This is a genomic window from Zhihengliuella halotolerans (assembly GCF_004217565.1).
GTDB lineage: Bacteria > Actinomycetota > Actinomycetes > Actinomycetales > Micrococcaceae > Zhihengliuella > Zhihengliuella halotolerans.
The window spans coordinates 3,302,785-3,327,516 of the sequence record NZ_SHLA01000001.1; the positions used below are offsets into that span (position 1 = coordinate 3,302,785).

24 protein-coding genes are annotated in these 24,732 nt (G+C 68.7%); 10 read left to right on the plus strand and 14 right to left on the minus strand.

The genetic code is table 11. The features are described 5' to 3' along the window. Positions 1-52: 52 nt before the first annotated feature. Positions 53-874 (minus strand): ammonia-dependent NAD(+) synthetase, encoded by an 822-nt coding sequence (gene nadE, locus EV380_RS15230; RefSeq protein ID WP_130451821.1) that lies wholly within the window; start codon positions 872-874, stop codon positions 53-55. Positions 875-1,033: 159 nt separating this feature from the next. Here nadE and EV380_RS15235 point away from each other — a divergent pair, with 159 nt between their 5' ends. Then, complete coding sequence (locus EV380_RS15235) at positions 1,034-2,005, plus strand: phosphodiesterase (RefSeq protein ID WP_130451822.1); 972 nt, start codon at positions 1,034-1,036, stop codon at positions 2,003-2,005. 177 nt (positions 2,006-2,182) lie between these two features. Here EV380_RS15235 and EV380_RS15240 read toward each other — a convergent pair whose 3' ends face one another. The 3 genes from EV380_RS15240 to EV380_RS15250 are packed head-to-tail and all read right to left on the minus strand — an operon-like array spanning position 2,183 to position 4,805. Beyond that, positions 2,183-2,659, minus strand: coding sequence for a DUF2975 domain-containing protein (locus EV380_RS15240; RefSeq protein WP_130451823.1), 477 nt, complete (start codon positions 2,657-2,659; stop codon positions 2,183-2,185). Positions 2,660-2,699: 40 nt separating this feature from the next. Further along, positions 2,700-4,346, minus strand: coding sequence for a stealth family protein (locus EV380_RS15245; protein WP_102157891.1), 1,647 nt, complete (start codon positions 4,344-4,346; stop codon positions 2,700-2,702). Continuing rightward, positions 4,347-4,805, minus strand: coding sequence for a MarR family winged helix-turn-helix transcriptional regulator (locus EV380_RS15250; protein ID WP_130451824.1), 459 nt, complete (start codon positions 4,803-4,805; stop codon positions 4,347-4,349). Between the two features lie 105 nt (positions 4,806-4,910). Here EV380_RS15250 and pyrE point away from each other — a divergent pair, with 105 nt between their 5' ends. Both pyrE and EV380_RS15260 read left to right on the plus strand, forming a co-directional pair. After that, positions 4,911-5,471 carry an orotate phosphoribosyltransferase gene (pyrE, locus tag EV380_RS15255; RefSeq protein WP_130451825.1) on the plus strand — a complete coding sequence of 187 codons (561 nt, stop codon included), beginning with the start codon at positions 4,911-4,913 and terminating at the stop codon, positions 5,469-5,471. Positions 5,472-5,479: 8 nt separating this feature from the next. Continuing rightward, positions 5,480-5,995, plus strand: a complete 516-nt coding sequence (locus EV380_RS15260) for a GNAT family N-acetyltransferase (RefSeq protein WP_130451826.1) — start codon at positions 5,480-5,482, stop codon at positions 5,993-5,995. A gap of 4 nt (positions 5,996-5,999) precedes the next feature. Here EV380_RS15260 and EV380_RS15265 read toward each other — a convergent pair whose 3' ends face one another. Together EV380_RS15265 and EV380_RS15270 are read right to left on the minus strand one after the other, a co-directional pair. Next, entirely contained in the window at positions 6,000-7,040 is a 1,041-nt protein-coding gene (locus tag EV380_RS15265; RefSeq protein WP_130451827.1) for a magnesium and cobalt transport protein CorA, read from the minus strand. Positions 7,041-7,099: 59 nt separating this feature from the next. Beyond that, positions 7,100-8,269 (minus strand): ROK family transcriptional regulator, encoded by a 1,170-nt coding sequence (locus EV380_RS15270; RefSeq protein ID WP_130451828.1) that lies wholly within the window; start codon positions 8,267-8,269, stop codon positions 7,100-7,102. A gap of 133 nt (positions 8,270-8,402) precedes the next feature. Between EV380_RS15270 and xylA the strand changes: the two genes are divergently transcribed. Both xylA and xylB read left to right on the plus strand, forming a co-directional pair. Further along, entirely contained in the window at positions 8,403-9,593 is a 1,191-nt protein-coding gene (xylA, locus tag EV380_RS15275; RefSeq protein WP_130451829.1) for a xylose isomerase, read from the plus strand. A 96-nt stretch (positions 9,594-9,689) separates the two neighbouring features. Further along, on the plus strand, positions 9,690-11,072 hold the full coding sequence (gene xylB, locus EV380_RS15280) for a xylulokinase (RefSeq protein ID WP_130451830.1): 1,383 nt from the start codon (positions 9,690-9,692) through the stop codon (positions 11,070-11,072). 78 nt (positions 11,073-11,150) lie between these two features. Here the strand turns inward: xylB and EV380_RS15285 are convergent, their stop codons facing one another. The 4 genes from EV380_RS15285 to EV380_RS15300 are packed head-to-tail and all read right to left on the minus strand — an operon-like array spanning position 11,151 to position 16,737. After that, the gene (locus EV380_RS15285; protein WP_130451831.1) at positions 11,151-13,565 is read right to left on the minus strand and encodes a glycoside hydrolase family 3 N-terminal domain-containing protein; all 2,415 of its coding nucleotides are present in this window, start codon (positions 13,563-13,565) and stop codon (positions 11,151-11,153) included. Between the two features lie 26 nt (positions 13,566-13,591). Continuing rightward, positions 13,592-14,458 carry a carbohydrate ABC transporter permease gene (locus EV380_RS15290; protein ID WP_341272775.1) on the minus strand — a complete coding sequence of 289 codons (867 nt, stop codon included), beginning with the start codon at positions 14,456-14,458 and terminating at the stop codon, positions 13,592-13,594. Further along, positions 14,455-15,393: a carbohydrate ABC transporter permease gene (locus EV380_RS15295; RefSeq protein ID WP_130451832.1), complete on the minus strand. Its 939-nt coding sequence runs from the start codon at positions 15,391-15,393 to the stop codon at positions 14,455-14,457. Before EV380_RS15295 ends, EV380_RS15290 begins: the two co-directional genes overlap by 4 nt. 15 nt (positions 15,394-15,408) lie before the next feature. Further along, positions 15,409-16,737 (minus strand): extracellular solute-binding protein, encoded by a 1,329-nt coding sequence (locus tag EV380_RS15300; RefSeq protein WP_130451833.1) that lies wholly within the window; start codon positions 16,735-16,737, stop codon positions 15,409-15,411. Between the two features lie 161 nt (positions 16,738-16,898). Here EV380_RS15300 and EV380_RS15305 point away from each other — a divergent pair, with 161 nt between their 5' ends. Continuing rightward, positions 16,899-17,918: a LacI family DNA-binding transcriptional regulator gene (locus tag EV380_RS15305; RefSeq protein ID WP_130451834.1), complete on the plus strand. Its 1,020-nt coding sequence runs from the start codon at positions 16,899-16,901 to the stop codon at positions 17,916-17,918. 62 nt (positions 17,919-17,980) lie between these two features. Here EV380_RS15305 and EV380_RS15310 read toward each other — a convergent pair whose 3' ends face one another. Then, positions 17,981-18,646 (minus strand): DNA alkylation repair protein, encoded by a 666-nt coding sequence (locus tag EV380_RS15310; protein WP_130451835.1) that lies wholly within the window; start codon positions 18,644-18,646, stop codon positions 17,981-17,983. 10 nt (positions 18,647-18,656) lie between these two features. Further along, on the minus strand, positions 18,657-19,010 hold the full coding sequence (locus EV380_RS15315) for a MerR family transcriptional regulator (protein ID WP_130451836.1): 354 nt from the start codon (positions 19,008-19,010) through the stop codon (positions 18,657-18,659). 244 nt (positions 19,011-19,254) lie between these two features. Here EV380_RS15315 and EV380_RS15320 point away from each other — a divergent pair, with 244 nt between their 5' ends. After that, positions 19,255-20,802, plus strand: a complete 1,548-nt coding sequence (locus tag EV380_RS15320; RefSeq protein ID WP_130451837.1) for a SulP family inorganic anion transporter — start codon at positions 19,255-19,257, stop codon at positions 20,800-20,802. A gap of 100 nt (positions 20,803-20,902) precedes the next feature. Here EV380_RS15320 and EV380_RS15325 read toward each other — a convergent pair whose 3' ends face one another. Then, complete coding sequence (locus EV380_RS15325) at positions 20,903-22,492, minus strand: peptide chain release factor 3 (RefSeq protein WP_207219450.1); 1,590 nt, start codon at positions 22,490-22,492, stop codon at positions 20,903-20,905. A gap of 81 nt (positions 22,493-22,573) precedes the next feature. On the opposite strand from EV380_RS15325, the gene EV380_RS15330 reads away from it, so the two are divergent. Further along, entirely contained in the window at positions 22,574-22,954 is a 381-nt protein-coding gene (locus EV380_RS15330; RefSeq protein WP_130451838.1) for a hypothetical protein, read from the plus strand. A 16-nt stretch (positions 22,955-22,970) separates the two neighbouring features. On the opposite strand, the gene EV380_RS15335 is transcribed toward EV380_RS15330, so the two are convergent. After that, positions 22,971-23,387 (minus strand): GNAT family N-acetyltransferase, encoded by a 417-nt coding sequence (locus tag EV380_RS15335; RefSeq protein ID WP_130451839.1) that lies wholly within the window; start codon positions 23,385-23,387, stop codon positions 22,971-22,973. 35 nt (positions 23,388-23,422) lie between these two features. On the opposite strand from EV380_RS15335, the gene EV380_RS15340 reads away from it, so the two are divergent. Together EV380_RS15340 and EV380_RS15345 are read left to right on the plus strand one after the other, a co-directional pair. Beyond that, complete coding sequence (locus EV380_RS15340; RefSeq protein WP_130451840.1) at positions 23,423-23,827, plus strand: hypothetical protein; 405 nt, start codon at positions 23,423-23,425, stop codon at positions 23,825-23,827. Positions 23,828-23,928: 101 nt separating this feature from the next. After that, complete coding sequence (locus tag EV380_RS15345; RefSeq protein ID WP_130451841.1) at positions 23,929-24,732, plus strand: MerR family transcriptional regulator; 804 nt, start codon at positions 23,929-23,931, stop codon at positions 24,730-24,732.

Sequence of the window (24,732 nt, forward strand, 5' to 3'; positions counted from 1 at the left end):
CGCCGTCGTCCATCGGGATGAATCCGTCGGATCGTCGCAGGGGCATGGCCCGTCAGCGCCACCAGGTGTCGAAGATCGTGACCGGGACCGTGCGCTTGTGGCGGGTGGTGAGGTACCGGCGTTCGAGCTTCTCGGCCGTGGCCTCGTTGATCTCGCGACCCTCGAGGAAATCGTCGATCTCGTCGTAGCGGATGCCCAATTCGTCCTCGTCGGTGCGTCCGGGCTGATCGTCGAGCAGATCCGCCGTCGGCGCTTTGGACCACACCTGCTCGGGTGCCCCCAGGTATTCGGTCAGCTGCCGGTTCTGGCGCTTGTTCAGGCCGAAGAGCGGCAGGATGTCCGCGCCGCCGTCACCGAACTTGGTGAAGAACCCGGTCACCGATTCCGCGCCGTGATCCGTGCCGATGACCAGCAGGTTGCGCTCGCCGGCCAGCGCGTACTGGGCGACCATGCGCATGCGGGCTTTCGAGTTGCCCTTGTTGAAATCCGAGATCGCGCGGCCGGTGGTCGCCGAGAACTCGGCCTCGAGGCCGTCAACGGCGGGCTTGACGTTGAACGTCCACGTCGTGAACGGCGCGATGAACTCCAGGGCGCGCTGAGCGTCGTCCTCGTCGGCCTGCACGCCGTAGGGAAGGCGCACCGCGACGAAGTCGGCCTCATGCCCCTCGGCTCGCAGCTCCTCGGCGGCCAGTTGGGCGAGGCGCCCGGCGAGTGAGGAGTCCACACCGCCGGAGATGCCGAGCACGAACCCGGCGGTGCCGGTCGCGAGCGCGTAGTCCTTGAGGAACTGAACGCGGCGGGCCACCTCCTCGGCTGGATCGATCCGGGGCTTGACGCCCATTTCTTCCACGATTCTCGCCTGCAACTCACGCATGGCCACAGCATACCGGCGCAGTGCCGGTCGAAGTCGAGGACGCCGGGCGGATGAAATGAGAAATTCACCTCAAGGTCTTGGCACGTTCGGAGTGAACTGCTTGGATTGAAGCATGATTCGGCCCCGTTGCCGCGGGGCACGTCGTTAGGACAGGCCGCCATGACCACTTCCCGGTCCACACCGCGCACCCCCGAGCACCCGGCCCCTGAGCATTTCCTCCTCCACCTCAGCGACACCCACCTGCGCGGCGGCGACATCGCGCTGGGCGGGACGATCGACGCCGCCGACCGGCTGAAGATGGTCTTCGCCGATCTCGAAGCGGCCGGCTGCCGACCCGAGGCACTGCTCTTCACCGGAGACCTCGCCGACAAAGGCGAGCCCGATGCCTACGCCAAGCTGCGCGCGATCGTCGAGCCCGCTGCGCGCCGCATGGGCGCGGATGTCATCTGGGCCATGGGCAATCACGACGATCGGGCGGCGCTCCGTGCGGGACTGCTCGACGAGGCCCCCAGTACCGCGCCGCTCGACCGGGTGCACTGGCTGGGCGGGCTGCGCGTCGTCGTCCTCGACACTTCCGTCCCGGGCGCCCACCATGGTGCGCTTACGGGTGAACAGCTCGACTGGCTCGCGGCCGAACTCGCCACCGCCGCCCCGGAAGGGACCCTGTTGGCGCTGCACCACCCGCCCGTCCCGAGCGTGCAACCGCTCGCGATCCTCGTCGAGCTGCGCGGGCAGGCCGAGCTCGCTGAGGTCCTGAGCGGAACGGACGTGCGCGCGATCCTGGGCGGCCACCTGCACTATTCGACGGCGGCGACGTTCGCGGGCGTGCCCGTCTCCGTCGCCTCGGCCACGTGCTACACGCAGGACCTGGCCGCGGCGGTCGACGCCGAGAGTGGAATCCGCGGCACCCGCGGGCGCGACTCGGCCCAGTCCTACAACCTCGTCCACGTCTATCCGGAGACGGTCGTGCACTCGGTGGTGCCCGCCGCCGGCGGGCAGGAGTTCGGTACGGTCATGTCCCCGGCGCAGGTCCAACGGGTGCTGCTCGAGCACGGCATCCAGTACGACGGCGGTGCGGAGGCCCCTGCAGCGCGCCGCCGTATCGCCCCGCGCCAGCACGCGCAGCACTAGCTGCCGCTCGCCCGGGCGCTTCGCCGGACGGGCGCCGGTCAAAGCTTCCAGTCGTCAATATTCGTCGTCGTTCGCGACTTTTGCGGCAGCGAGCGACGAGTCGATGCGTTCGAACCACCGGCAGCGACGAGTCGACGGGCGCGATCAGCCCTGACTGACGACTCGCGATCCCGGTGGCTAGATGACGTGCGCCAGTTCGCGCCGGTCGCGGGTAGCCGACGCCAGCAGCGACCGCAGCACGATCAGGACCAGGACGAGGGCGGCTCCGCCGATGAAGCACGCGCACAGGGCGAGCACGACGCCTGGGCCGCCCACACCGACGACGAACAACAGGTGCGTCATGACGATGCACGGCAGCGCGACGGCTCCCGCCGCGCTGCCGACGAGCCCGTTCACCCAGCGGATCGCGCCGCCGTCGAAGATCCGTTCCGCGCTGGTCAGCGTCAGCAGTCGCCAGAGGGCAATCAGTGCGATCTGGACGAGGAACAGCGCCACGATGCCGGCCACCGAATACGGAACGACGAGGTGGCGCACCTCCCAGTGGGGCGAACCCACGCTCGAGGCCAGCATCGGCGTCAGGAGCTGGGCCGCGAAGACGCCGGCGGCGAGGCCCACGAGGGCGGCGCGAAGTGCAAGAACCAAGACTCTGCTCATCTATTGATTCTCGATAGATTGTGAGCGAAAGTCAATGGGTTCAGGTGTTCTGGCCGGTCTCCTCGTTCTTTTCCCACGGCGCGGCGATCGGGAAGTACTTCTCGAGGAAGTCGGTCACGACCTCCTGCCGCTGCTTCGCCGAGACTTCCGGGAAGGACCCGTCGTTGAGGCAGAAGAAGTCCTGATTGCGCTTGCGCAGCAGCTTGGAGAGGCTGTCGAGCCCGGAGAACATCGTGGTGTCGACGTACTTCACCTTCGCCCCGACTTTGGTCACGGCCCGCCCCGTGAGCAGTGCGTAGTAGTGGTACAGCGAGTTGGTCACCGAGATGTTGTCCTTGGCGCGGAATCGGCTCGCCGCGGTGGAGACGAATTCCTCGGCGAACGCCTCCTCCATCTCGTGCATGACACTGCGCCGCAGCGGGGCGGCCGTGTGTTCGAGGTGCCGGGTCGTGATGCGCCCGAAGCGGTCGTGCAGCAGGCGCCGGTTCACGCGGGCCGCGTTCTCGAACCCGGAGCGGTCCAGGTGGTTGTCGCCGAGCCCGATCCGGGTTTCGGCCTCGATGAACTTGGTGACGCCGCCGGGGGAGAAGAACATGTCGGGCCCGAGCGGGCGCCCGAAGAACATGTCGTCGTTCGAGTACAGGAAGTGCTCGGAGAGGCCCTCGATGTGCTGCAGCTGCGCCTCGATCGCCTGCGAGTTGAACACGGGCAGCACGCTGGAGTCGCGGAAGTGGTCTTCGGCCCGCACGATGCTCACCCCCGGGTGTTCCGCATCCAGCCACGCCGGCACAGGCGAATCCGTGCAGATGAACACGTGCCGGATCCAGGGGGCGAACATGTGGATCGATCGCAGCGCGTACTTCAGTTCGTTGATCTGCCGGTAGCGCGCTTCGTCGTCGTCCCCCTCGCCCACCACGACGTTCTCCATGAACGACGCGCGGTAGCGCTGGAAGTCCGGGTCGTTGCCGTCGACCCAGGAGAAGACGATGTCGATCGGGAAGTCGATGTCGGTCGCGTGATCGGCGAACATGTTCTCGATCGTGTGCCACACGCGGCCGTAGCGCTGGACGGTGCCGCGCACGGCCTCGTCGGCGGGGATCGTGCGCCGGGTCAGCGAATTCTCGATGGGCAGCTTGATGGTGCCGTCGTCGTCGAACTTCCACAACTCCACCTGCACGCCGGTGCCCTGGCCGTAGCCGAGCCCGCCGACGGGTTCGACGCGCGGCCGGTAGAGCCGGAACATGCGCGCCTTGGAGCTCAGGCTCAGTTTCCCGTCGGCGACCAGCAGGGCCTTGTCGCGGCGCGTGTCGACGCTGAGCGAGTAGAACGGCTCGTCCGCGCACGCGGTGACGAGCGCCGCGCGCAGCCGCTGGCGGTGCTTCCAGTCGACGGCCACGACGGGGCGCGCGTCGCTTCCGCGCACCAGCAGGTGCTCGATCCCGGCCGCGTCGAGCGCATCGCGCACGAACAACAGGTCGATCACCATCGCCTCGCCGGGCGTGATGGTGCGATTCGCCAGTGCATAGCGGCCCTTGTGCCGCACGACGTCGTCGCGACCTGCGAAGCGCGCGCTGGCCTCCGCGCTGGTCACCTCCGGGATCTCGCCGGTCCTGGGTTCCGGCTCGGGTGCGGCGTGGTAGATCTCCGACGGGAACGCCGCGTTCTGGGGGTGGCCGTGTGGGGCCATCTACTGCCTCTCGCCTTCCGGGCTGGAACCATCCCAGCCCAAGTTCTCCGCCATGCGCTGCAGGGAGCGCACGGTGGTGGTGTACTGCTCTTCGGTGATGCCTGAGCTGGAGGCCTCGCGCATGTTGGTCACGACCTCGTTGAGCTTCTCCCAGCCGGTCGAGCCCTGCTCCGTGAGGGAGAGGATGCTGCCGTCGCTGACAATCCAGCCCGATTCGATGAGCTCGGCCAGATGCTCGTCGAGCGTGTCCGGCTCGTCCGGCGGCGTCGGTGTCAGGAACGGGCCGAGCGTGTGCGTGAGCTCGTTGTGGGTCGCCGGCTTCTTCGCGAGCGTGTTCAGCAGCTGCCACTGCAGCCGCGTGACCCCGTGCTCCTCGAGCGCGAAGGCGAATTGCTCCGCGATCAGGGAGTCGACGAGTTTCAGCCAGAAGCCGAGCGGGCGATCATGATTTTCGGTCATCTTGACCTCCTTCTGCGCGGGACCTCGATAGCCCCCAGCGTAGACCCTGGAACCCGTTCTGTCTTGGGCGGGCGTCGCGGCGCGCGAGACATTAGAATCGTGGTCATGACTTCCCACGCTGACGCCCGCGCCCGCCTGCTCGAACTCGTCAAGGAACTGGCCGTCGTGCGCGGCAAGGTCACTCTTTCCTCCGGTAAGGAGGCCGACTACTACATCGACCTGCGCCGCATCACCCTGCACCATGAGGCCTCGCGGCTCGTCGGCGAGGTCATGCTCGCGCTGCTCGACGACGCCGGCATCGAATTCGAGACGGCCGGCGGCCTGACGATGGGCGCCGACCCCGTGGGCACCGCGCTGATGCACGCCGCCGGCGACGCAGGCCGCGAGATTGACGCGTTCGTGGTGCGCAAGGCGCAGAAGTCCTACGGCATGGGCCGCCAGGTCGAGGGCCCCGGCGTGGGCGGGCGCGACGTCGTCGTACTGGAGGACACGTCCACTACTGGCGGGTCCGCACTGACGGCCGTCGAGGGCGTGCGCAGGGCCGGCGGAAACGTCAAGGCCGTGGCCGTGATCGTCGATCGCGATACGGGAGCCAAGGAGCGCATCGAAGCCGAGGCCGGCGTGCCGTACCTGTTCGCTTTCGGTCTCGACGAGCTGGGCCTGTAGCCGACGGCATGAGCGTTCACGTCAGAGAGTTCAGCCGCGAGGACGCCCAGTTCCTGGGCCACCTCGCCCGCGACCCGCGCGTGGTCCGCTTCGTCGGCGACGGAAGCGTCTGGTCCGACGCCTACATCGCCGAGCGCACGGCGCAGGCGCTGGCCCCGGACGCGTGGGGCGAGCTCGGGTCCGCCCGCTGGGTCACGATCCGGTGCGACGACGTTGAGAGCGAGTCCGACGATCACCGCATCGGCCTCGCGCTGGCGATGTTCAAGGACCTCGGCGGCGACATCGGTCCGTGCACTGAGGTCGGCTACTGGCTCGACCCGGAGTTCTGGGGTTGCGGCCTCGCGAAGCCGATGGTCGCCGCCGTCGTCGCGTGGGTCGAGGCCGGAATGGCCGGCAAGGAGTCGACGAAGCTCGTGGCCCGGATCGCGCCGGAGAACGCCGCGAGCGCCGCGACGGTCCTGAAGCTCGGTTTCGAGCGCGCGGGTGTGAGCGACGGGATGGACGTTTTCACTCGGCTCGTCTGACGGGTTACAGCCACTTGTTGTGGCGGAACACGGCCCAGAGGGCCACGCCGACGCCGAGCATGAGCCCGAGCGCCCCGTAGTACCCGTATCGCCATGCGAGTTCTGGCATGTTCTCGAAGTTCATCCCATAGACCGCGCCGACGAGGCTCGGCGCGAAGATGATCGCGGCCCAGGCGGAGATCTTCTTCATCTGCTCGTTCTGCTCGACGCCGGCCTGCGCGGCGGCCTGGGAGCTGAGCGTCGACGAGAGTGAGAGCGCGTTGGCCAGCAGGCTGCGCATCCCGGAGATCCGCTCGTTCAGGTGGACCACGTGGTCCTGCACGTCGGCGAGGTAGCGGTCCAGTTCGGTGGACTGCGTTTCGTCCATGTCGACGTCACCGGGTGCCGGGCTCCACGCCGAGGTCCCGGTCGCGAGTCGGTTGCGCAGGGTCGTCATGACGCGCTCGAGCGGGGCCACCGCCTTCTGGAACTCGGCGACCTCGCGGAACAGCTCGTAGATGCGGCGCGAGACGCCGTAATTTCCCGCGAACAGCTCCGCCTCGATCTCCTCGATGTCGACCCCGAGTCCGTCGGCCACGGGTTCGTACTCGTCGACGACCTGGTCGATGATCGCGTACTGGATGGCGACCGTGCCCATCGTCAGGAGCTCGGGGGAGTCCTCCAAGCGACGGCGGACGTGCGCCAGGTCGGGCACCTCCGCCTGCCGGGCCGTGATCACGAAGTCCGGGCCCGTGTAGACGTGCAGTTCGCCGAACTCGACCTTCTCGACGTCGTCGAGGTAGCGGGCGGGCCGCAGGACCAGCAGAGTGTGGTCCCCGTAGGAGTCCATCTTGGCGCGCTGGTGCGATTCCAGCGTGTCCTCGACGGCGAGCTGGTGCAGTCCGAATTCCTCGGCGGCCGCGCTGATCTCCTCGGGCGTCGGCCGGTACAGCCCGAGCCAGCAGGTTCCGCCGCCGGAGCGCAGCTGCTCCAGGGTGGACTCGAAGTCGAGCGGGGTCTGGGTGCGCTGCCCGTTGATGTAGATGGCGCTGTCGACGATCGGCATGGTTCCAGACTAGGCCCGCCGCCGGCGGTGGGCCACGATGCCGGCCCGGGCGCCCGCAGTCAACCCCCGAACCGCCTGATCCACTCGGCCGGCGCGTCGAAGACCGGCTGGATGGCCCGCAGGGCCGCACCTGCGAGCGAGGGGCGAGCCGCCGCCGTCGTCGTCTCGATGCGCACGTCGCCGGCCTCGGCGGCGAGGGCGTGCCGGTCAAGCTGGGCGTTGATCAGCGGTGCGACGTCGGCCGCGAGGTGACGGAAGTAGCCGCCGAGGACCACGGTGGGCAGGTCCACGATGTTGAGCACCTGGGCCAGTGCGAGCCCCAGCGAGGAGCCGATGCGCTCGATCGCGGCCTCGCGCTCGGCGCCCTCGAGCGCGGCGAAGAACTCGGAGATGTAGCCGCTGCCGGCCTGCATCGACTGCTGCGCGATCGCCCAGTAGCTCGCGTAGGCCTCCAGGCAGCCGCGCCGCCCGCACCGGCACTGCGGCCCGTCGACGTCGAGGCACAGGTGCCCGATCTCGCCGGCCCAGCCGTTCGCGCCGCGCTGGATGTCGCCATCGACGACGACCGCCCCGCCGATGCCGCTCTCGCCGTACACCAGCACGAATCCCTCGCCGCGCCGGTTCACGAGCTCCGTCTCGGCGACCAGCCGGGCGTCGTTCTCGATGCTCACGTCCAGCGCTTCGAGGCCGGGCGCGCTCTCGAGCAGTTCGGCCAACGGCGCGTCGTCCCAGCCGAGGTTCGGGGCGGACCGGATGCGCCGCCCGTCGGGGGTCAGGCGCCCGGGGACGGACACGCAGATCCCGCTGACGCGGGTGTGCGGGGTCTCCGCGAGCAGCTGCGCGGCCAGGTCCGCGATCAGCACGACGGCGTCGCGCGGGGTGGGCGCCCGCGTCAAGGGGGTCTCGGCGGAGGCGATGACGTGCCGGCGGAGGTCGATCATGTTCACGGCCACGTGGTCCGCGCTCACGGACGCGCCGAGCCCGACGACGGAGGCCTCGGCGATGGAAACGGGGGTGGACGGGCGGCCGCCGGCGGCCCCGGCGGAGCGCGTCGGGGCGTGCTCGAGCAGGAAACCGGCGGAGAGCAGCTCGTCGACGAGCCGCGAGACGGTCGGCTTGGTCAGGCCCGTCGCTTGCGCCAGCCCGGCGCGCGAGAGCGGGGAATCGCTGGTCGCGAGCGTGTTCAGCACGGTGCCCAGGTTGTGCTCCCGCACGTTGGTCAGCTGCATCGCTTCCTCTCGTCGCTCGCGGTCCACCTCGTGGTCTGGGTCCGAATCCGCGGTGGGGTATTGCGTCGGACGCCTCGGACGATCATACTAAGTAATTATTCATAACTAATCGCTTTTACGGAAGGATCCCCGAATGATCACCCCGCGCCCCGAGCACAAGTTCTCCTTCGGCCTCTGGACCACGGGCTGGGAGGCCCGCGACCAGTTCGGTCTCGCGACCCGCCCCGCGATCGACCCGGTCGAGCACTTGCGCCGGCTCAAGGAGCTGGGCGCGTGGGGCTTCACGTTCCACGACAACGACGTGATCCCGTTCGGCGCCTCCGCCTCCGAGCGCGACGCCGTCCTGTCCCGCCTCAAGGACGCGGTCGAGGAGACTGGCCTCGTGGTCGAGATGGTCACGACGGACACGTTCGCCCACCCCGTCTTCAAGGACGGCGCGTTCACGTCCAACGACCGCGGCGTGCGCCGCTTCGGCCTGCGCAAGGTGCTCGAGAACGTCGACCTCGCCGCCGAGCTCGGCGCCGAGACGTTCGTGATGTGGGGCGGCCGCGAGGGCAGCGAGTACGACTCGTCCAAGGACCTGCTCGTCGCCCACGAGCGCTACGCCGAGGGCCTCGACGCCGTCGCCGGCTACATCAAGTCCAAGGGCTACGAGATGCGCATCGGCCTGGAGCCGAAGCCGAACGAGCCGCGCGGGAACATCTTCCTGCCGACGATCGGCCACGCCCTCGCCTTCATCTCCCGCCTCGAGCACGGCGACATCGTCGGGGTGAACCCGGAGACCGGCCACGAGCAGATGGCCACTCTGAACTACAACCACGGACTCGCCCAGGCGCTATGGTCGGACAAGCTGTTCCACATCGACCTCAACGGCCAGCACGGCCCGATGTACGACCAGGACCTGGTCTTCGGCCACGGCGACCTGATCAGCGCCTTCTTCACGGTGGACCTGCTGGAGAACGGCTTCCCGTCGAAGCCGGGCGCCTACACCGGCGCCCGCCACTTCGATTACAAGCCCTCCCGCACCGAGTACACGCAGGGCCAGTTCGACGCGGCCGCGGCGAACATGGAGATGTACCTCATGCTCGCCGAGCGCGCGAAGTCCTTCCGCGCCGACCCGGAGGTGCAGGAGGCGCTCGAGGCCTCCGGCGTGAACGAGCTGGCGCAGCCGACCATCGCCGCGGGGGAGACCCTGGCGGATCTGCTCGCCGATCGCTCCGCCTACGAGGAGTTCGACGCCGACGCCGCGGGCGAGCGCAACTACGGCTTCGTCCGCCTGCACCAGCTGGCGATGCGCCACCTGATCGGCTTCGGCGGCAAGTAGCCCCGGCCCCGGGGCGACGGGCACGACGGCGGTACGCGCCGGCGTCGTGCCCGCCCCCCCTTGACCTGACGACGCACCAGAACCGAGGATTCACTCATGAGCCGCACCCTTGTCGCCGGAATCGACTCGTCCACCCAGTCCACCAAGGTCCTCCTGGTCGACGCCGACACCGGCGAGGTGATCGATGAGGGGCGCGCCAAGCACCCCGAGGGCACCGAGGTCGACCCGCGGGCGTGGCTCGACGCGCTCGCCACCGCCGGGGAGGGCCTGCTGGAACAGGCTGCCGCGGTGGCCGTCGGCGGCCAGCAGCACGGGCTTGTCGCGCTCGACGAGCACGACGACGTCGTCCGTGACGCGCTGCTCTGGAACGACACGCGGTCGGCGCAGGCCGCCGTCGACCTCATCGAGGAGATGGGCGGCGACGAGGCGTGCGCGCGGGCCACCGGCTCCCTGCTGGTCCCATCGATCACCTCGACCAAGCTGCGCTGGGTGCGCGATCACGAACCCGAGAACGCGGCCCGTATCAAGCGCGTGCTGCTGCCGCACGACTACCTGACGTGGCATCTGAACGCGGACAAATCGCGCTTCACAACCGACCGCGGCGACGCCTCGGGCACGGGCTACTACTCGACGGTGGACGACGCGTGGGATCCGGCGCTCGCCGAGGCCGCGCTCGGCCACCGGTTCGAGCTGCCGGAGGTCGCCGCGCCCGACGCCGTGGTGGGGGAGACCGTCTGGGGCGCCAAGATCGCACCGGGCACGGGCGACAACATGGCCGCCGCGCTGGGGCTGAACCTGAAGCCCGGCGACGTGTCCCTCTCGATCGGCACGTCCGGGGTGGCAGCGATGGTGTCGCCGACCCCGACGACGGACGCGAGCGGGCTGGTGGCCGGATTCGCCGACGCGACCGGCCGCTACCTGCCGCTGGCCTGCACGCTCAACGCGGCCCGCGTCCTCGACTTCGGCGCGCGCATGCTCGGAGTCGACCACGGCCGGCTCGCCGCGCTGGCCCTGGAGTCGGTGCCGGGGGCGAACGGGGTCACGCTGCTGCCGTACCTCGACGGCGAGCGGACACCGAATCGACCGGATGCCACCGGCACGTTGACCGGCATCACGAGTTCGACGACGCAGGCCGATATCGCCCGTGCGTGCGTCGAGGGGCTGCTGTGCTCGCTCGCGGACGCGGTGGCGAACCTCGTGGAGTCGACCGGAACCGGCGCGGAGCGGATCTTCCTCATCGGCGGCGGCGCGAAGTCGGCCGCGGTGCGCGAGCTGGCGCCGGCGATCCTGGGGCGCGACGTCGTCGTGCCTCCGGAGCGCGAGTACGTCGCGCTCGGCGCCGCCCGCCAGGCCGCGTGGGCGCTGACGGGGAAGCAGCCGGGGTGGGAGATCGCCGGGTCCAAGGTTTACGCGGGTGAGCCGACACCGGGTGTGTTGGAGCAGTACCGCAGGCTGCGGGACAACACGGCCGGCTGGTAGCCGGCGGCCGCGCCGTCGTGGTGAAGCACCACGACGGCGAGCGGACGGACCGGCAACGGACATGGTTCGCGCCGAAGGTCAGGACACCGGTGCAGGCGCCTCGGACGCACGACCCAGTGAGGCCGACCGCACGTGTACCGGGGTGCCCATGACGCGGCCCTCGGGCACCTCGCGGACCTCGCCCGTGATCTCGAACCCGGCCGACAGGGGAAGGTCCTCGCTGCTCGTGCCGACGTGCAGCGTGAATGAACCCGGCTCCACGATGCGGCGCAGGTCGATCCCCGTGAACGACGTCCGGTCCGCGTGGATCTCGAAGGCGATGCGCGCCGATTCCCCCGGACCCAACCGCACCTTCGCGAAGCCCGTGAGCCACCTCCGCGGCCGCACTACGGACGAGACGTGGTCGCTCAGGTACGCCTGGACGACTTCGGCTCCGTCCCGGGCGCCGGTGTTGGTGACTGTCGCGGTGGCGGTCAGGACGCCGTCGTTCTCGATCTCTCCGGCGGAGAGGCGCAGGTCCGAGACGGTGAAGTCCGTGTAGGAGAGCCCGAAGCCGAACGGGTACAGCGGACGCGGGTCCAGGTTCGAGACGCCCTCGCTGAACCAGCCGAGCGTCGGCGCTAGGTAGGTGCCCGGTTGCCCGCCCACGTGGTCGGGGATCTGCACGGGGAGCTTGCCCGAGGGGTTGACACCGCCGGTCAGCACGGCGGCCACGGACGGTCCGCCCTCCTCGCCCGGCATGAACGCCTGCACGATTGCCGCCGCCCGGTCCGCGAACCGCCCCAGCGAGTAGGGGCGCCCGGTGACGAGCACGAGCACGGTCGGCGTGCCCGTCGCGAGCACCGCCTCCACCAGGTCGCCCTGCCGCCCCGGCAGGGAGAGATCGACGACGTCGCAGCCCTCACCCGAGGTGCCGGTCCCGAAGAGGCCGGCCAGGTCGCCGACGGTCACGACGGCTACCTCGGCGCCCGCAGCTGCCGCGACGGCCGCGGCGATGCCGGCGTCGTCCGTGTCGGTGAAGTCGACGCCGCGCTCGTGGACGACCTCCGCTCCGGCGAGGGCCGGTTCGGCGCGCAGCGCGTCGAGGATCGAAGTCATCTCGAGTCCCGTCCCCGCCTCCGCGAAGCGGGAGAGCACGTGGTTGGTGAACGTGTAGCAGCCCAGATGCGCGCGCGGTTGGGAGGCGGAGGGCCCGACGACGGCGATGCGCGCCGGCGCGGCGCCCTCCTCGCCGGCGCTTCCGTCCCGGCTGTCGTGAGCACTCAGGGGCAGGACGCCGTTGTTCTTGAGCAGGATGATCGACTCGTCGGCCATGGCCCGGGCGAGCGCGCGGTTGGCGGTGGGATCGAGGTCCACCACGTCGCCGTCCCACGCCGTCTCCGGGGTCCAGTCCGAGTCCAGCAATCCCAGCTCGACCTTCTGCGTCAGGACGCGCCGCACGGCGGTGTCCAAGACTTCTTCGTCGAGCCGTCCCTCGGCGACGGCGGCGGCGAGGTTCCGGAACCCGCTCGTCTCGGGCAGTTCGACGTCCATGCCGGCGGTGAGGGAGAGGATCCCGGCGTCGTCGACGTCCGCGGCGACCTTGTGCATCGACTCGAGGAAGTTCACGGCCCAGTAGTCGGAGACCACGGTCCCGGCGAAACCCCACCGGCCGCGCAGCACGTCGGTCAGCAGCCGGCGGCTCGCGGCGGGCGCCTCGCCGTCGATGTCGGCGTACGAGTTCATGACGGCGCCCGCGCCGCCTTCGCGTACGGCCCGCTCGAACGGCGGAAGGACCACGTCTTCGAGTTCGCGGGTGCCCATCGGCACGGGGGCGTGGTTGCGCCCGGCGCGCGAAGCCGCGTACCCGGCGAAGTGCTTGAGAGTCGCGACGGCGCCCCCGGCCTGCAACCCTCGGACGTACGCTGTGCCGATCTCGCCCACCAGGTGCGGGTCCTCGCCGATGGTCTCCTCGACGCGGCCCCAGCGGTAGTCGCGGACGACGTCGAGCACCGGCGAGAGTCCGAGGTGTACCCCGACGCGGCGCATGTCCGCCCCGATACGGCGGGCCATGTCCTCGACGAGCCGCGCGTCGAAGCTCGCGCCCCAGGCGATCGAGGCCGGGTAGCACGTCGCGGACATCGTGGTGAAGCCCGTGAGGCATTCCTCGTGCGCGATCGCCGGGATGCCCAGCCGGTGGGTGGAGACGACGTCGCGCTGCAGCGCCGCCAGCCGGTCCCGGCCCTCATCGGGAGCCACGGGTGCCGAGCCGAAGGCGCGCGTGATGTGGCCGAGGCCCCTGGTGATCTCCTGCTCCCAGGAAACCCGGCCACTCGCGAAGGTGTCCTCCATCGGGGCCACGTTCCCCTCGGCCCCGTGCCGGTCCTCGGGACGGATCCAGTACGAACCGAGCTGCGAGGCCTTCTCCTCGAGGGTCAGTTGCTTCAGGAGCGCTTCGACGCGCTCGCTCACGGGGATATCGGTCTGCTGCCAGGGATGAATCTCGTTGGTCATGTGTTTCCTTTGGTGGTGACGGGGGCTTACTTGCTGAAACCGGCGGTCAGCCCGGAGATGAGCTGCCGGCGGCCGAGGATGTAGGCGGCGAGGAGGGGAACGCAGGAGAGAACGACGGCGGCCAGCACGGCCGGGACGTCGACCGAGAACTCACCCTGATAGCTCCACAGGGAGAGCGGCAGGGTGCGGACCTCGGAGCTCTGGGTGAGCACCAGCGGGAACAGGAATCCGTTCCACACCTGCAGCGCGTCATAGATCCCCACCGTCACGATCGCCGGTTTCGACAGCGGCAGGACCAAGACCTTGAACATCTGCCAGTGGCTGGCGCCGTCGAGAGTCATGGCCTCGTAGAGTTCGTTGGGGATGTCGCGCAGGAAGTTGGTGAAGATCAGCACACTGATTGGGATGGCGAACGCGACGCCCGGCAGGATCAGCGCGAGGAGCGAGTCGTACAGGCCCAGCTGCACAATCAGGTAGTAGACCGGGATGATCGTCGCCTGGATCGGGATCGCGATGCCCAGCAGGAACAGGCGGTGCGCGAACTTCGAGACAGCGCCGCGGTTGCGCACGATCACGTAGCTCGCGAGCAGCGAGACCACCAGGACGACGCCGACGGTGGCGATCGCGACGACCGCACTGTTGACGAAGTAGAGGATGAAGTCGTTTTCCAACACCCGTCGGTAGGCGCCGAGTGTCGGCTCGAGCGGGAGCGAGAGCGGATTGGACGAGTAGTAGTCCTCGCGGGGCCGCAGGCTCGTGACGACGACGTAGTAGATCGGCACGAGGGTCACAAGCAGCCAGAATGTTCCGGCGAGTCCGCCGAGCACGTTCGGGCTGCGGGACGAGGATATCCGCGCGGTGGTCCGGCGGTCAGCGGTTGCGGTGCTCATCATGCGCCCTCCATCTGGCTTTCCATCTTGTCCGCGCCGCTGAACCTGTTCAGCAGCAGCGAGACGATGAGTCCGACCACCACGAGGATCACGGCGATCGCGCTCGCCGGTCCCATCTGGTAGCTGCGGAATCCGGTCAGGTACATATCCAGCGGCAGGATGCGGGTTGCGTTGCCCGGTCCGCCGGCAGTCATGACGAAGACCAAGTCGAAGTACGTCAGTGAGCCGACGATCATGAGGGTCGAGCTCGTGACGACCGTGTACTTGATCTGGGGCAGCGTGACGGAGAAGAACGTGCGCGCCCGACCCGCGCCATCGAGCATTGCCGCCTCGTACATGGAGGCCGGGATCTGTTTCACGCCCGCCTGATACAGCAGCGAGTGGAAGGGGACGAACGACCAGGAGATGACGAAGACCAGTACGTAGAACACCAGCTGCGGGTCGCCGAGCCAATCCCGGTTGAGCCACGGTGCATCGAACGCGTTCGAGAGGCCGAAGTTGGGATCGAGCAGGGCCTTGAAAGCGATGCCGATCGCGGCCGCGGAGAACAGCAGCGGCAGGAAGTAGAGCACTGAGAACACTGCACGGTACTTCTCCCGGCCGGCCATGAACACGCCGAGCAGGATCGAGACCGGTGCCTGGACGACGTACGTCAGGACCGTCATAGCCAGCGTGAGCCACATGGCGTTGAGGGTCACCGGATTCGTGAAGACCGTCGTCCAGTTCTCGAGGCCCGCGAAGGAGGGCGAGCCGAGACCGTCCCAGTGCGTCAGCGACAGCAGCGCCACGCCCAGTAGCGGCACGATCGCGAACAGGCCAAAAAACGCGAAGGCCGGGGCCAGCATCCAGACGCTGGGGCCGTCGGCGGCGCGGGTTCCGCGGCCGCTCGTGAGCGGTTTCGGGGGCCGTGCCGGCGCGGAGGTGGATGTTGTAGCCATGGAAGGACCCACGGGCTACTTGATCGTGGCGTTCATGGCATCGACGAACTGCTGCGGCGTCGTCGTTGCCTGGAAGATCCCCTCGAGCTGCGTGAGCAGCTCCTGCGCCTGATCGGCGGCGAGCGCCTGATCCCAGGAGAGCTGGAAGTTCGGGGCGTCCTGGACCATGTTGTACGCGTAGGTGAGGTATTCGGACTCGTCCGCATCCGCGAGCAGATCCTCGGCGCCGGTCGTGGCCGGGACCATGCCGTTGTCGACTAGGTCCCTGGTGGCCTGCTCATTGAGGTTGAATTCGTCGAGGTACTCGATCGCGGCCTGCTGTTCCTCGTCGGAGGCGTGGGAGGAAATCGACCAGAAGTTGGCGGGGTTGCCGACGATGTTCGCGGGGTCGCCCGAACCGCCGACGTCGGGGAAGGCTGTGTAGCCGAGGTTGCCCTCACCGAACCAGTCGGGCGCGTCCGTCGCGAAGCTCGGGTAGACCCACGCGCCCTGCAGCAGCATGGCGGCCTTGTCCGTATGAACAAGGGCGACGTCGGCATTGTTGTCGGCGACGACTGACCCGTAGGAATCGCCGAAGGCGCCCGCGTCCACGAGCTCCTGGATCTTCTCGAGCGCCTCGGTGATGGCGGGGTCGCTCCAGGCGTCCGGCTCGTTCGCGGCGATGGCGTCGAAGACCTCCGGCCCGCCGATGCGGTCGGTCAGGTACTGGATCCACATCAGCAGCGGCCAACGGCTCTGGGCGGCGAGGGAGAACGGGATGACGCCCTCGGCTTCGAACTTCTCGACGACATCCAGCGTCTCTTCCCAGGTGGTGGGCGGTTCGACGCCGACCTGCTCGAAGAGCTTCTCGTTGGTGAACAGGATGACCGGCTGCGGATTGTTGTTGGGTACGGCGTAGAGAGTGCCGTCCACCATGCCGGAGGAGAGTACCGATTCGAGAGCTCTCGACTCGAGTGCGGGCACCTTTCCGGTCAGATCGACGACGTCTCCGTTGGCGACGTAGTCGGCCAGCGTCCCTCCCGTCCAGCTGTAGATCAGAGTCGGCGCCTGCCCGGAACCGACCGCGGTGCGGATCTTCTCCTTGAACGCGTCGTTGGCGAATGACTCCGTCGCGAAGGCGCGATCCGGGTGCGCCTCGTTCCAGGCTTCGAAGGATGCGTCGAAAACGGGCTCGGATCCTCCCGTCAGGTACCAGGCGCCGGGGGTGCCGGGCTGAGCAGCCCCGCCGGGTTGGCCGCCGCCGCAGGCGGACAGGACGAGCGGCGCGACGAGTGCCGCCGACGCCAGGATCCGGCGGCGGAAGATGCGACGGGCGGACGCGGTGGTCTGCTCTCCGGTATTCATCGAGGTGTACTCCTTGGGCTTGTGGGACGGACCGCGGGCGACATTGCCGCGTTCGCGCTATCACGAAAGTTTCGGAAAATTACAAACTGCCGGAACAAGATAGAGTGTGTGGTGCATCACGTCAAGAGGTGCGGAGTGGGTATCGAGAGAGGGGTGATCGAATGACCGAAGTCAGGCTGAAGGACGTCGCGGAAGCCGCCGGAGTCTCGCTGTCGACGGCTTCCAAGGCGCTCGGCGGCGGCCGCGACGTCGGCGAAACGGTCCGTCGTAGTGTCACGAAAGTTTCGGAAGAGCTGGGCTATCGGTCGCGGAGCCGACGAACCCGGGCCGACGCCCTGCCCCTGGTCACGCTGGTCTCGGACAATCTCGAGAGCCCTTACACCCTCGAGGTGCTCTCGGGCGCGGTGCATGCCGCGAAGCGCATGGGCGTCGCCCTGATCAGTACCGACCTGCACGGTGCCCGCGAGGGTACCGATGTCATGTCGCCCGCCTGGCTGCGCCAGCAGGTCGCCGGCGGCGTGAAGGGCATCGTCGTCGTCACCTCCGAGGTGTCAGACGCGCAGATCCGGTGGTGCCGGCAGAACGGCCTGCCGCTCATCCTCGTCGACCCTGCGGCGCCGAACGCAGAAGAGGTCGTCACGATCGGGTCCACGAACTGGCAGGGCGGCAAGCAGGCCACCGAGCACCTGCTGGCCCTGGGGCATCGGCGTATCGGACTCGTGCGGGGGCCCGAGGAGTCCGTTCCCGCCGTCGAGCGCCATCAGGGTTACCTCACCGCGATGCAGCAGGCCGGGCTCGAGGTCGCGGCAGGGTGGGTTCAGCCCGGCTTGTTCACTCCCGAGTCCGGCCGACTGGCCCTCCTGCGGATGCTCGAGTCCGAGACCCCGCCCACCGCCGTCTTCGCGACGTCCGACGCCATGGCCATCGGAGTGCTGCGGACTGCGCACGAGGTCGGTCTCGCGGTGCCCGGCGACCTGAGTGTCGTCGGATTCGACGACACTTGGTTCGCCTCGTGGAGTTCACCGGCGCTGACCACGGTCCGCCAACCCCTCGGTTCCATGGGGCAGGTTGCGGTCGAGCGCGTGCTGGCGCTCGCGGGGGATCCCGGGCGGTTCGCCCACCCGTTCCAGCTGGAGACGCGTCTTGTGGTCCGCGAATCGACGGCCCCGCACGCCCTGTAGCCGGCTTGGCTGGGGCGGGGTGGCCGGGGAGGTGCTCGCCGTCTCACGGGCCACCGTGTCGATCAGTCCGGCAGCTTCTCCCGGGCGGCGCGTCGGATCGGAGCCGGAATCCGGTCGCCGAGCCGGTCGAGGAATTCGCGCACGGCGTCGGGAGCTGCGCCGCCGGCGTGCTTGAGGGCGGTCCCGACGGGCTTGGCAACCACCGGGTCGGGATCGTTGATCAGGCGTTCGGCGATCGCCAAGAGGTCCGAGATCCCCTCGGGGTGCGGCGGACGGGTGTAGGCCAGGGGTGCCGTGATCGCCGTGCGACGCCGCAGCGGGTCCGCCGACTCCGCGAGTTCGAAGAGCGGCTGTCTGGATCGGTCGCGGAGATGGTTGCCGACGACGCGGGGCGCGGCCCGGTCGACCATGTCCCAGGCATCGATCCGATCGTGGCGCGCCAGGTAGAGCGCATAGCGGTCCGCGCGTTCCGATTCGGTCGCGCTCCGGGCGCGCACGGCGAAATCGAGGATGCAGAAGGCGGCCAGGCGCGGCTCGTAACCCGGCTCGTCCAGCAGTTGGTCGACCTGGCCCAGGGGCAGGTCGGTGAACCGCTTGGCGATGTCGAAGAGCGTTCCCATGCGGACGCCGAGCACCGGTCCATTGCCGCGGTAGTGGTGGTTGGGGTGCGCGACCGGATCGGCGACGGCGTGGAGCTCGGCCAGCAGGTCAGCGGCGGTTGTCGGCATCGGACCCGCCTCAGGCGAGCTCGCGCAGCTGAGTGACGAGGGACGTGGCGCGGTCGAGGTTGACGGACATCTGCTCCCGCTTCGCCGCGACCTGCTCGGTGTACTCCCGCAGCCGGGCGCGGGCCGCGTCGTCGTCTGGGTCCGCTTCGACGGCGTCGATCGCGTCGAGGATGCCGCGCATCTCCTCGAGCGAGAAGCCCAGCGGCTTGAGGGTGCGGATGGCGAGCATGCGCCGCAGGTCGCCCTCCGTGTACACGCGGTAGCCGCCCTCGGTGCGCGAGGCCGGGAGGAGGCCGACGTCGTCGTAGTGGCGAATGGTGCGCAGCGAGAGGCCGACGGCCTCCGAAAGTTCGCCGATCTGCATGTCTCTCCTCTTTCCCGGGTGGGACGGCGCCACGGTGGTGGCGTCTGTCACACTCCTTCAACCCTAACGTTACGTTAGGGTACGCTGGTTCCAGCCTGCCGGTGGCACTTCCTGCCGTGATCCAGTGAAGCAGGCTCCATTCTACGAACTTCGACCACATCGGTGTGGGCGGCCCGGTCTAGATCGGACCGCCCGCGGCCGCGCGCCCGGCGTTCTCCGCCGCACCAGAAGAGGAAAGGCACCAATGTCCACGAAAGCCGCATCCGCCGAGCTGACGCCGATCGAGCGCCAGTCGGTCCTGCGCACGCTCCGCTCGCCGCGCCTGCTGAAGACGGAGGTGCTCGCCGGACTCGTCGTCGCTCTGGCCCTGATCCCGGAGGCGATCGCGTTCTCGATCATCGCCGGCGTCGACCCGCGCCTGGGCTTGTTCGCTTCCTTCACCATGGCCGTCACGATCGCCTTCGTCGGCGGGCGACCGGCCATGATCTCAGCTGCGACGGGTGCCGTCGCGCTCGTCGTCGCACCGCTCGTCGCCAGCCACGGCATCGACTACTTCATCGCGGCCGTGATCCTCGCCGGCATCCTGCAGGTGGTCCTCTCGCTCGTGGGCGTCGCCAAGCTCATGCGCTTCATCCCGCGTTCGGTCATGATCGGCTTCGTGAACGCGCTGGCGATCCTCATCTTCATGTCGCAGCTGCCGGAGCTCGGTCTCGACACCCACGACTGGGTCTGGCTCGGCGTGCCGTGGATGGTCTACCCGCTCACCGCGCTGGGTCTGCTGATCGTGTTTGTGCTGCCGCGAATCACCAAGGCGGTGCCGGCGCCGCTCGTGTCGATCGTCATCCTGACGCTCATTACCGTCATGGCCTCGATCGCCGTCCCGACCGTCGGCGACAAAGGCGACCTGCCGGATTCCCTGCCGGGCCTGTTCATCCCGAACGTCCCGTTCAACCTCGAGACGCTGCAGATCATCTTCCCGTTCGCGCTGGCGATGGCCTTCGTCGGCCTGCTGGAGTCGCTGATGACCGCCAAGCTCGTCGACGACATCACCGACACGCACTCGAACAAGACCCGCGAGTCGTGGGGTCAGGGCGTCGCGAACATCGTCTCCGGTTTCACCGGGGGCATGGGCGGCTGCGCGATGATCGGCCAGACCATGATCAACGTGAAGGCCTCGGGCGCTCGTACGCGCATCTCGACGTTCCTGGCGGGCATCTTCCTGCTGATTCTGGTGGTCTCCCTCGGCGACATTGTGGCCATCATCCCGATGGCGGCGCTGGTGGCCATCATGATCTTCGTGTCGATCATGACCTTCGACTGGCACTCGATCATGCCGTCCACGCTCAAGCGGATGCCCAAGTCGGAGACGGCCGTCATGCTGGTCACCGTCATCGGCACGGTCGCCACGCACAACCTCGCGATCGGCGTCGGCATCGGCGTCCTCATGGCGATGATCCTCTTCGCCCGCCGGGTGGCGCACTTCGTGACCGTCAAGCGCACGGAATCCGGTGAGGGCGACGACGCCGTGGCCACCTACGTGGTGGACGGCGAGCTGTTCTTCGCCTCGTCGAACGACCTCTACTACCAGTTCGAGTACGCGACGGATCCGGAGAAGATCGTCATCGACATGCACGCCTCGCACCTGTGGGACGCGTCGACGATCGCCGCGCTCGACAGCATCCAGGAGAAGTACGAGCACTACGGCAAGGACGTCGAGGTCATCGGCCTCAACGAGGCCAGCGTTGAGATGCGCACGCGCCTGGCCGGGAAGCTCAACGCCGGCGGCCACTGAGTCAGCGCATCGCTGATCTTGTCGCACAGCCAGCTCCGACGCAGAGGGCGCCCGTACCGGATCTCCGGTACGGGCGCCCTCTGCGTTCAGTCTCCCCTTGTCAGGCCGCGAACAGCTCCGGCAGTCGCTCGAGGGCGCGCTCGAGCTTCCACTTGTCGTGGAAGACGCCGATCACCTCGCCGTCGGGCCGGTAGAGCAGGCCGGTGCCGAAGACCTCCTTGAGCGACTCGACGTTCGGACCCTTCAAGGGGCGGGAGAGCTCGTAGGGGAGCAGCTCGTCGTAGGCCGTCTCGACACCGAACTCCCGGCGCAGACGCTCCTTGACGACCTCGAATTGCAGGTCGCCGACAGCGCCGAGCACGGGTCCGCGCGGGCTGCCGTCCGGGGTGCGGAACACCTGCACAGTGCCGTCCTCCTCGAGCTGGGCGATCCCCTTCGCGAACCGCTTCTGCTGGCTGGAGTCGGTCAAGCGGATGACGCGGAACCGCTCCGGGTTGAAGCGGGGCATCGGCGGGAACTCGACGCGTTTGCCGGAGTGCATCGTGTCGCCGATCTTCAGGCCGGTCACGTTGACGAATCCGACGATGTCGCCCGGCCACGAGAGGCCGGCGGTCTCGCGCCCGCGTCCGACGAGGTGGTGGGCGTACTTGGAGTTCAAGGGTCGTCCGGACTGGGCGTGGCGGATGTCCATGCCGCGTTCGAACGTCCCGGAGTTCACCCTGACGATCGCGATCTGGTCCCGGTGGGCCGGGTTCATGCCGGACTGGACCTTGAAGACGTAGCCGGAGAAGTCCGATGTCAGTTCCCGGGTGTGGCCCGCGACGGCGGTGCGCGGAGAGGGTGCGGGCGCGTGCGCCGCGATGAAGTCCATGACCGCCCGGACGCCGAGGTTGCTCGAAGCCGCGGTGAAGAAGACGGGAGTCTGCTCGCAGCCCTCGAAGCCCTCGTCGTCGAAGGCCCCGTTGAGTTCGCGGGCGAGGAGGGCGTTCTCGCTCGCGGCCGACCAGGCGCCGGGCTCGAGCCGCTCGTCGCTTGCGCCCGCGACGACCTCCTCACGGGCCACGCGCGCCCCCGACTGCGTGGCCTCATGCCACGTGTAGGTGTCCTCACCCGGCGTCGTCAGTCCCTGGAAGGCGCTGGGGAGACCGACCGGCCAGTTCACGGCGACGGGCGCGCGGCCGGTCGCCTCCTGGATCTCGTCGAACAGCTCGAGCGGTTCCTTGCCGGGGCGGTCGCACTTGTTGATGACCGTGATGACGGGCAGGCTCAGGCGGCGGCAGGCGTCGAAGAGCTTGCGCGTCTGCGGTTCCATGCCCTTCGCCGCGTCGATGAGCATGACGGTGAAGTCCACGGCCATCAGGACCCGGTAGGTGTCCTCGGAGAAGTCCGAGTGTCCGGGGGTGTCGAGGAGGTTGACGACCTTGCCGGCGAAGTCGAAGCGCAGCACGGAGGAGCTGATGGAGATGCCGCGTTCGCGTTCGACGTCGTTCCAGTCGGACACCGTGGACTGCCGGCTCGCCTTGCCGTGCGTGACTCCGGCTTCGTCGACCACGCGGGCCTGGAGCGCCATCGCCTCGGTCAGCGTGGACTTGCCGGCGTCAGGGTGGGAGATGACGGCGAAGGTCCGTCTCCGCGCGATTTCTGAGGTGGGTCCCGGGTCGCCACCGGCGGGGGATTCGGTATGCAGCACCCTCCAACGCTACCTCGTGCGCCGTGGGGCCACCGGATCGTGTGTTGGAATGGGCGTATCCGCAACGCGCGAGGGGTAATCGTGGTCAGGTTCTACGGGCAGGTGATTGGCGTCTGTTTCGGCGCCGCGCTGACGGCCGTTGTCTTCTCGGTGGCGCTCGGGATGCTGGTCGCGCTCGCGCTCGCCGCTCCCTTCCTGCTGGCCGGCACTCTGGTGACTCTCCTCTTTCGGGACCTGCCGGCGCGCCGGCTCACCTGGCGTCAACTCAACGTGGTGGTCGGCCTGACGGTCGCCGTCCCCGTCGCTACGTGGCTGCCCGACCCCTGGTGGATGGCGGCGGGCGTGGCTCTCGGCGTGTCCGGCTACGCGGCCGTGGTGGTCTTCTGGAACCGACAGGCGGACCAGCCCGAACCCGAGGATCCGCTGGCCGTCTTCGGCCCGCGCACCGGGCCCCCGGTCTGACTTCTGCGCACTTGAGTCACAGCGACAGGAGCCCTGCCCGGGTCGAACGCATGCCGCAGGATCCTTCGCAGAAGGGGGTGAGGTGCGGCTCGTAGTCTGCGTGCAGCCAGCGGCAGCCCAGAACCCGCGCCTGGGTCGCGGCGGCGTCGACGAGTCGCGTCCCGGCACCTGATCTCTGGAGGCGAGGGGCCACCATGGTGTCCATGAGGATCGCGTGCTCCCCGCCGTCGCCGAGAACATTGACGAAGGCGACCAACTCGCCGTCCAGGCGTCCGGTAGTCCATGTGAGGCTGTAGTTCTCGAGCCGCTCGGTCCAGGGCCTGTTTGTCGCGACCTCATCGAAGGCGAGCGCGTGGAGCCTGTTGATTTCTGCGTCAGATACGTCCCCGCGGGCAGCGAAGAGGACGGGGAGGGGATCCGCGGCGGTCGTCATGGCAGCACGGTATTCCCGGGTGTAGCGTGCTGTCCATGAGCACTCACGACTGGGCTCCGCTCTGGGAGCAGCTGGAATCCGACCGTCCAGACGACGCCACGCTCCTGCGTGCGGCCACGCTCGAAGTCGGCTCGCCCCGAAAACTGCCGGAAGAGTACGCGCTCTTCGAGGCGCCCTTGGCGGACTACGACATCGTCGAACTCACCGTCTTCGATCGACCCGTCGCCCGCGGGCGGGTCGCGTACGGTGACGGTTTCGCCGTCGTCGCGCCGGTTCTCCCCGTACACGACGACGACGCGCTGGGTCCCGAGCACATCGGCGCCGTCATCGAGCGCCTCGCGGACAATGCGCACGCGGAGGGTGCCGAGACCGTCTACGCGCTGGTGCCACCGGACGCCGTCGAGCACTACCGCGCGTTCGGTTTCGGCGACGCCGACTGAGGCCATGCCGCCCGAGCCGGAGCGACGATGCCGGTTGGGTTGGAGCGCCGATTGCGCGCGCGGCTTGACTCTCACACGGTGAGAGAGGGGAGAACTGAAGCATGTTGTCCATCGGAGCGTTCGCGCGTATCGGCCAGGTGAGTCATCGCATGCTGCGGCATTGGGACGCGGCTGGGCTGCTGGTGCCTGCGCGCGTGGACGAGTTCACGGGGTTCCGCTCCTACGACCCGTCGCAGCTCGAGCGGTTGCACCGGATCGTGGCGCTGCGGCAGCTCGGGTTCGGGCTGGAGGACGTCGCCGGCTTCCTCGAGGCAGGCGTCGACGCCGCACGCGTCGAGTCTCTCCTGCGCGCACGCCGTGCCGACGTCGAGCGTGACTACCGGCTCGCCGCGGCCCGACTCGTCGACGTCGAACACCGGCTCCGACTCATCGAAAGGGAGAATCACATGTCCATCGTCGAAATCATCGAGAAGTCGCTGCCGTCTCTCCGGCTGGCCGCCGGAACCGCCGTCGTCCAGGACCAGTCGGAGGTCGCCGGCGTGGTCGGCCCCCTGTTCGATCGCGTCGCGGCCGTCATCGGTTCCGCGCCGGGCGCCCTGGAAACGCCCGTCGCCCAGTACGACATGAGCGAGGAGGGACTGCGCATCACGGCGGGATACGTCTACACGGGCGAGCCGCGCGAAGGTGTGGAGATCGTCGAACTACCACCCGTCGGCCGGTCGGTGTGCGGGGTTCACCTCGGTGAGATGAGCCGCATCGCCGAAACCTGGCAGGCGATCCACTCGGAGGCGATCGCCCGTGGGCTCGCCCCGTCGGGTCCGTGCCGGGAGCTCTACGTGCGGGCCGACGGCGAGGACCAGTCAAACTGGGTCACCGAACTCCAGCAGCCCGTCGCCCCGGTCTGA

Bases quoted from the DNA above. Each gene is read 5' to 3' on its own strand.
- nadE (WP_130451821.1), bottom strand. From the start codon at position 874: ATGCGTGAGTTGCAGGCGAGAATCGTGGAAGAAATGGGCGTCAAGCCC.
- EV380_RS15235 (WP_130451822.1), top strand. From the start codon at position 1,034: ATGACCACTTCCCGGTCCACACCGCGCACCCCCGAGCACCCGGCCCCT.
- EV380_RS15240 (WP_130451823.1), bottom strand. From the start codon at position 2,659: ATGAGCAGAGTCTTGGTTCTTGCACTTCGCGCCGCCCTCGTGGGCCTC.
- EV380_RS15245 (WP_102157891.1), bottom strand. From the start codon at position 4,346: ATGGCCCCACACGGCCACCCCCAGAACGCGGCGTTCCCGTCGGAGATC.
- EV380_RS15250 (WP_130451824.1), bottom strand. From the start codon at position 4,805: ATGACCGAAAATCATGATCGCCCGCTCGGCTTCTGGCTGAAACTCGTC.
- pyrE (WP_130451825.1), top strand. From the start codon at position 4,911: ATGACTTCCCACGCTGACGCCCGCGCCCGCCTGCTCGAACTCGTCAAG.
- EV380_RS15260 (WP_130451826.1), top strand. From the start codon at position 5,480: ATGAGCGTTCACGTCAGAGAGTTCAGCCGCGAGGACGCCCAGTTCCTG.
- EV380_RS15265 (WP_130451827.1), bottom strand. From the start codon at position 7,040: ATGCCGATCGTCGACAGCGCCATCTACATCAACGGGCAGCGCACCCAG.
- EV380_RS15270 (WP_130451828.1), bottom strand. From the start codon at position 8,269: ATGCAGCTGACCAACGTGCGGGAGCACAACCTGGGCACCGTGCTGAAC.
- xylA (WP_130451829.1), top strand. From the start codon at position 8,403: ATGATCACCCCGCGCCCCGAGCACAAGTTCTCCTTCGGCCTCTGGACC.
- xylB (WP_130451830.1), top strand. From the start codon at position 9,690: ATGAGCCGCACCCTTGTCGCCGGAATCGACTCGTCCACCCAGTCCACC.
- EV380_RS15285 (WP_130451831.1), bottom strand. From the start codon at position 13,565: ATGACCAACGAGATTCATCCCTGGCAGCAGACCGATATCCCCGTGAGC.
- EV380_RS15290 (WP_341272775.1), bottom strand. From the start codon at position 14,458: ATGATGAGCACCGCAACCGCTGACCGCCGGACCACCGCGCGGATATCC.
- EV380_RS15295 (WP_130451832.1), bottom strand. From the start codon at position 15,393: ATGGCTACAACATCCACCTCCGCGCCGGCACGGCCCCCGAAACCGCTC.
- EV380_RS15300 (WP_130451833.1), bottom strand. From the start codon at position 16,737: ATGAATACCGGAGAGCAGACCACCGCGTCCGCCCGTCGCATCTTCCGC.
- EV380_RS15305 (WP_130451834.1), top strand. From the start codon at position 16,899: ATGACCGAAGTCAGGCTGAAGGACGTCGCGGAAGCCGCCGGAGTCTCG.
- EV380_RS15310 (WP_130451835.1), bottom strand. From the start codon at position 18,646: ATGCCGACAACCGCCGCTGACCTGCTGGCCGAGCTCCACGCCGTCGCC.
- EV380_RS15315 (WP_130451836.1), bottom strand. From the start codon at position 19,010: ATGCAGATCGGCGAACTTTCGGAGGCCGTCGGCCTCTCGCTGCGCACC.
- EV380_RS15320 (WP_130451837.1), top strand. From the start codon at position 19,255: ATGTCCACGAAAGCCGCATCCGCCGAGCTGACGCCGATCGAGCGCCAG.
- EV380_RS15335 (WP_130451839.1), bottom strand. From the start codon at position 23,387: ATGACGACCGCCGCGGATCCCCTCCCCGTCCTCTTCGCTGCCCGCGGG.
- EV380_RS15340 (WP_130451840.1), top strand. From the start codon at position 23,423: ATGAGCACTCACGACTGGGCTCCGCTCTGGGAGCAGCTGGAATCCGAC.
- EV380_RS15345 (WP_130451841.1), top strand. From the start codon at position 23,929: ATGTTGTCCATCGGAGCGTTCGCGCGTATCGGCCAGGTGAGTCATCGC.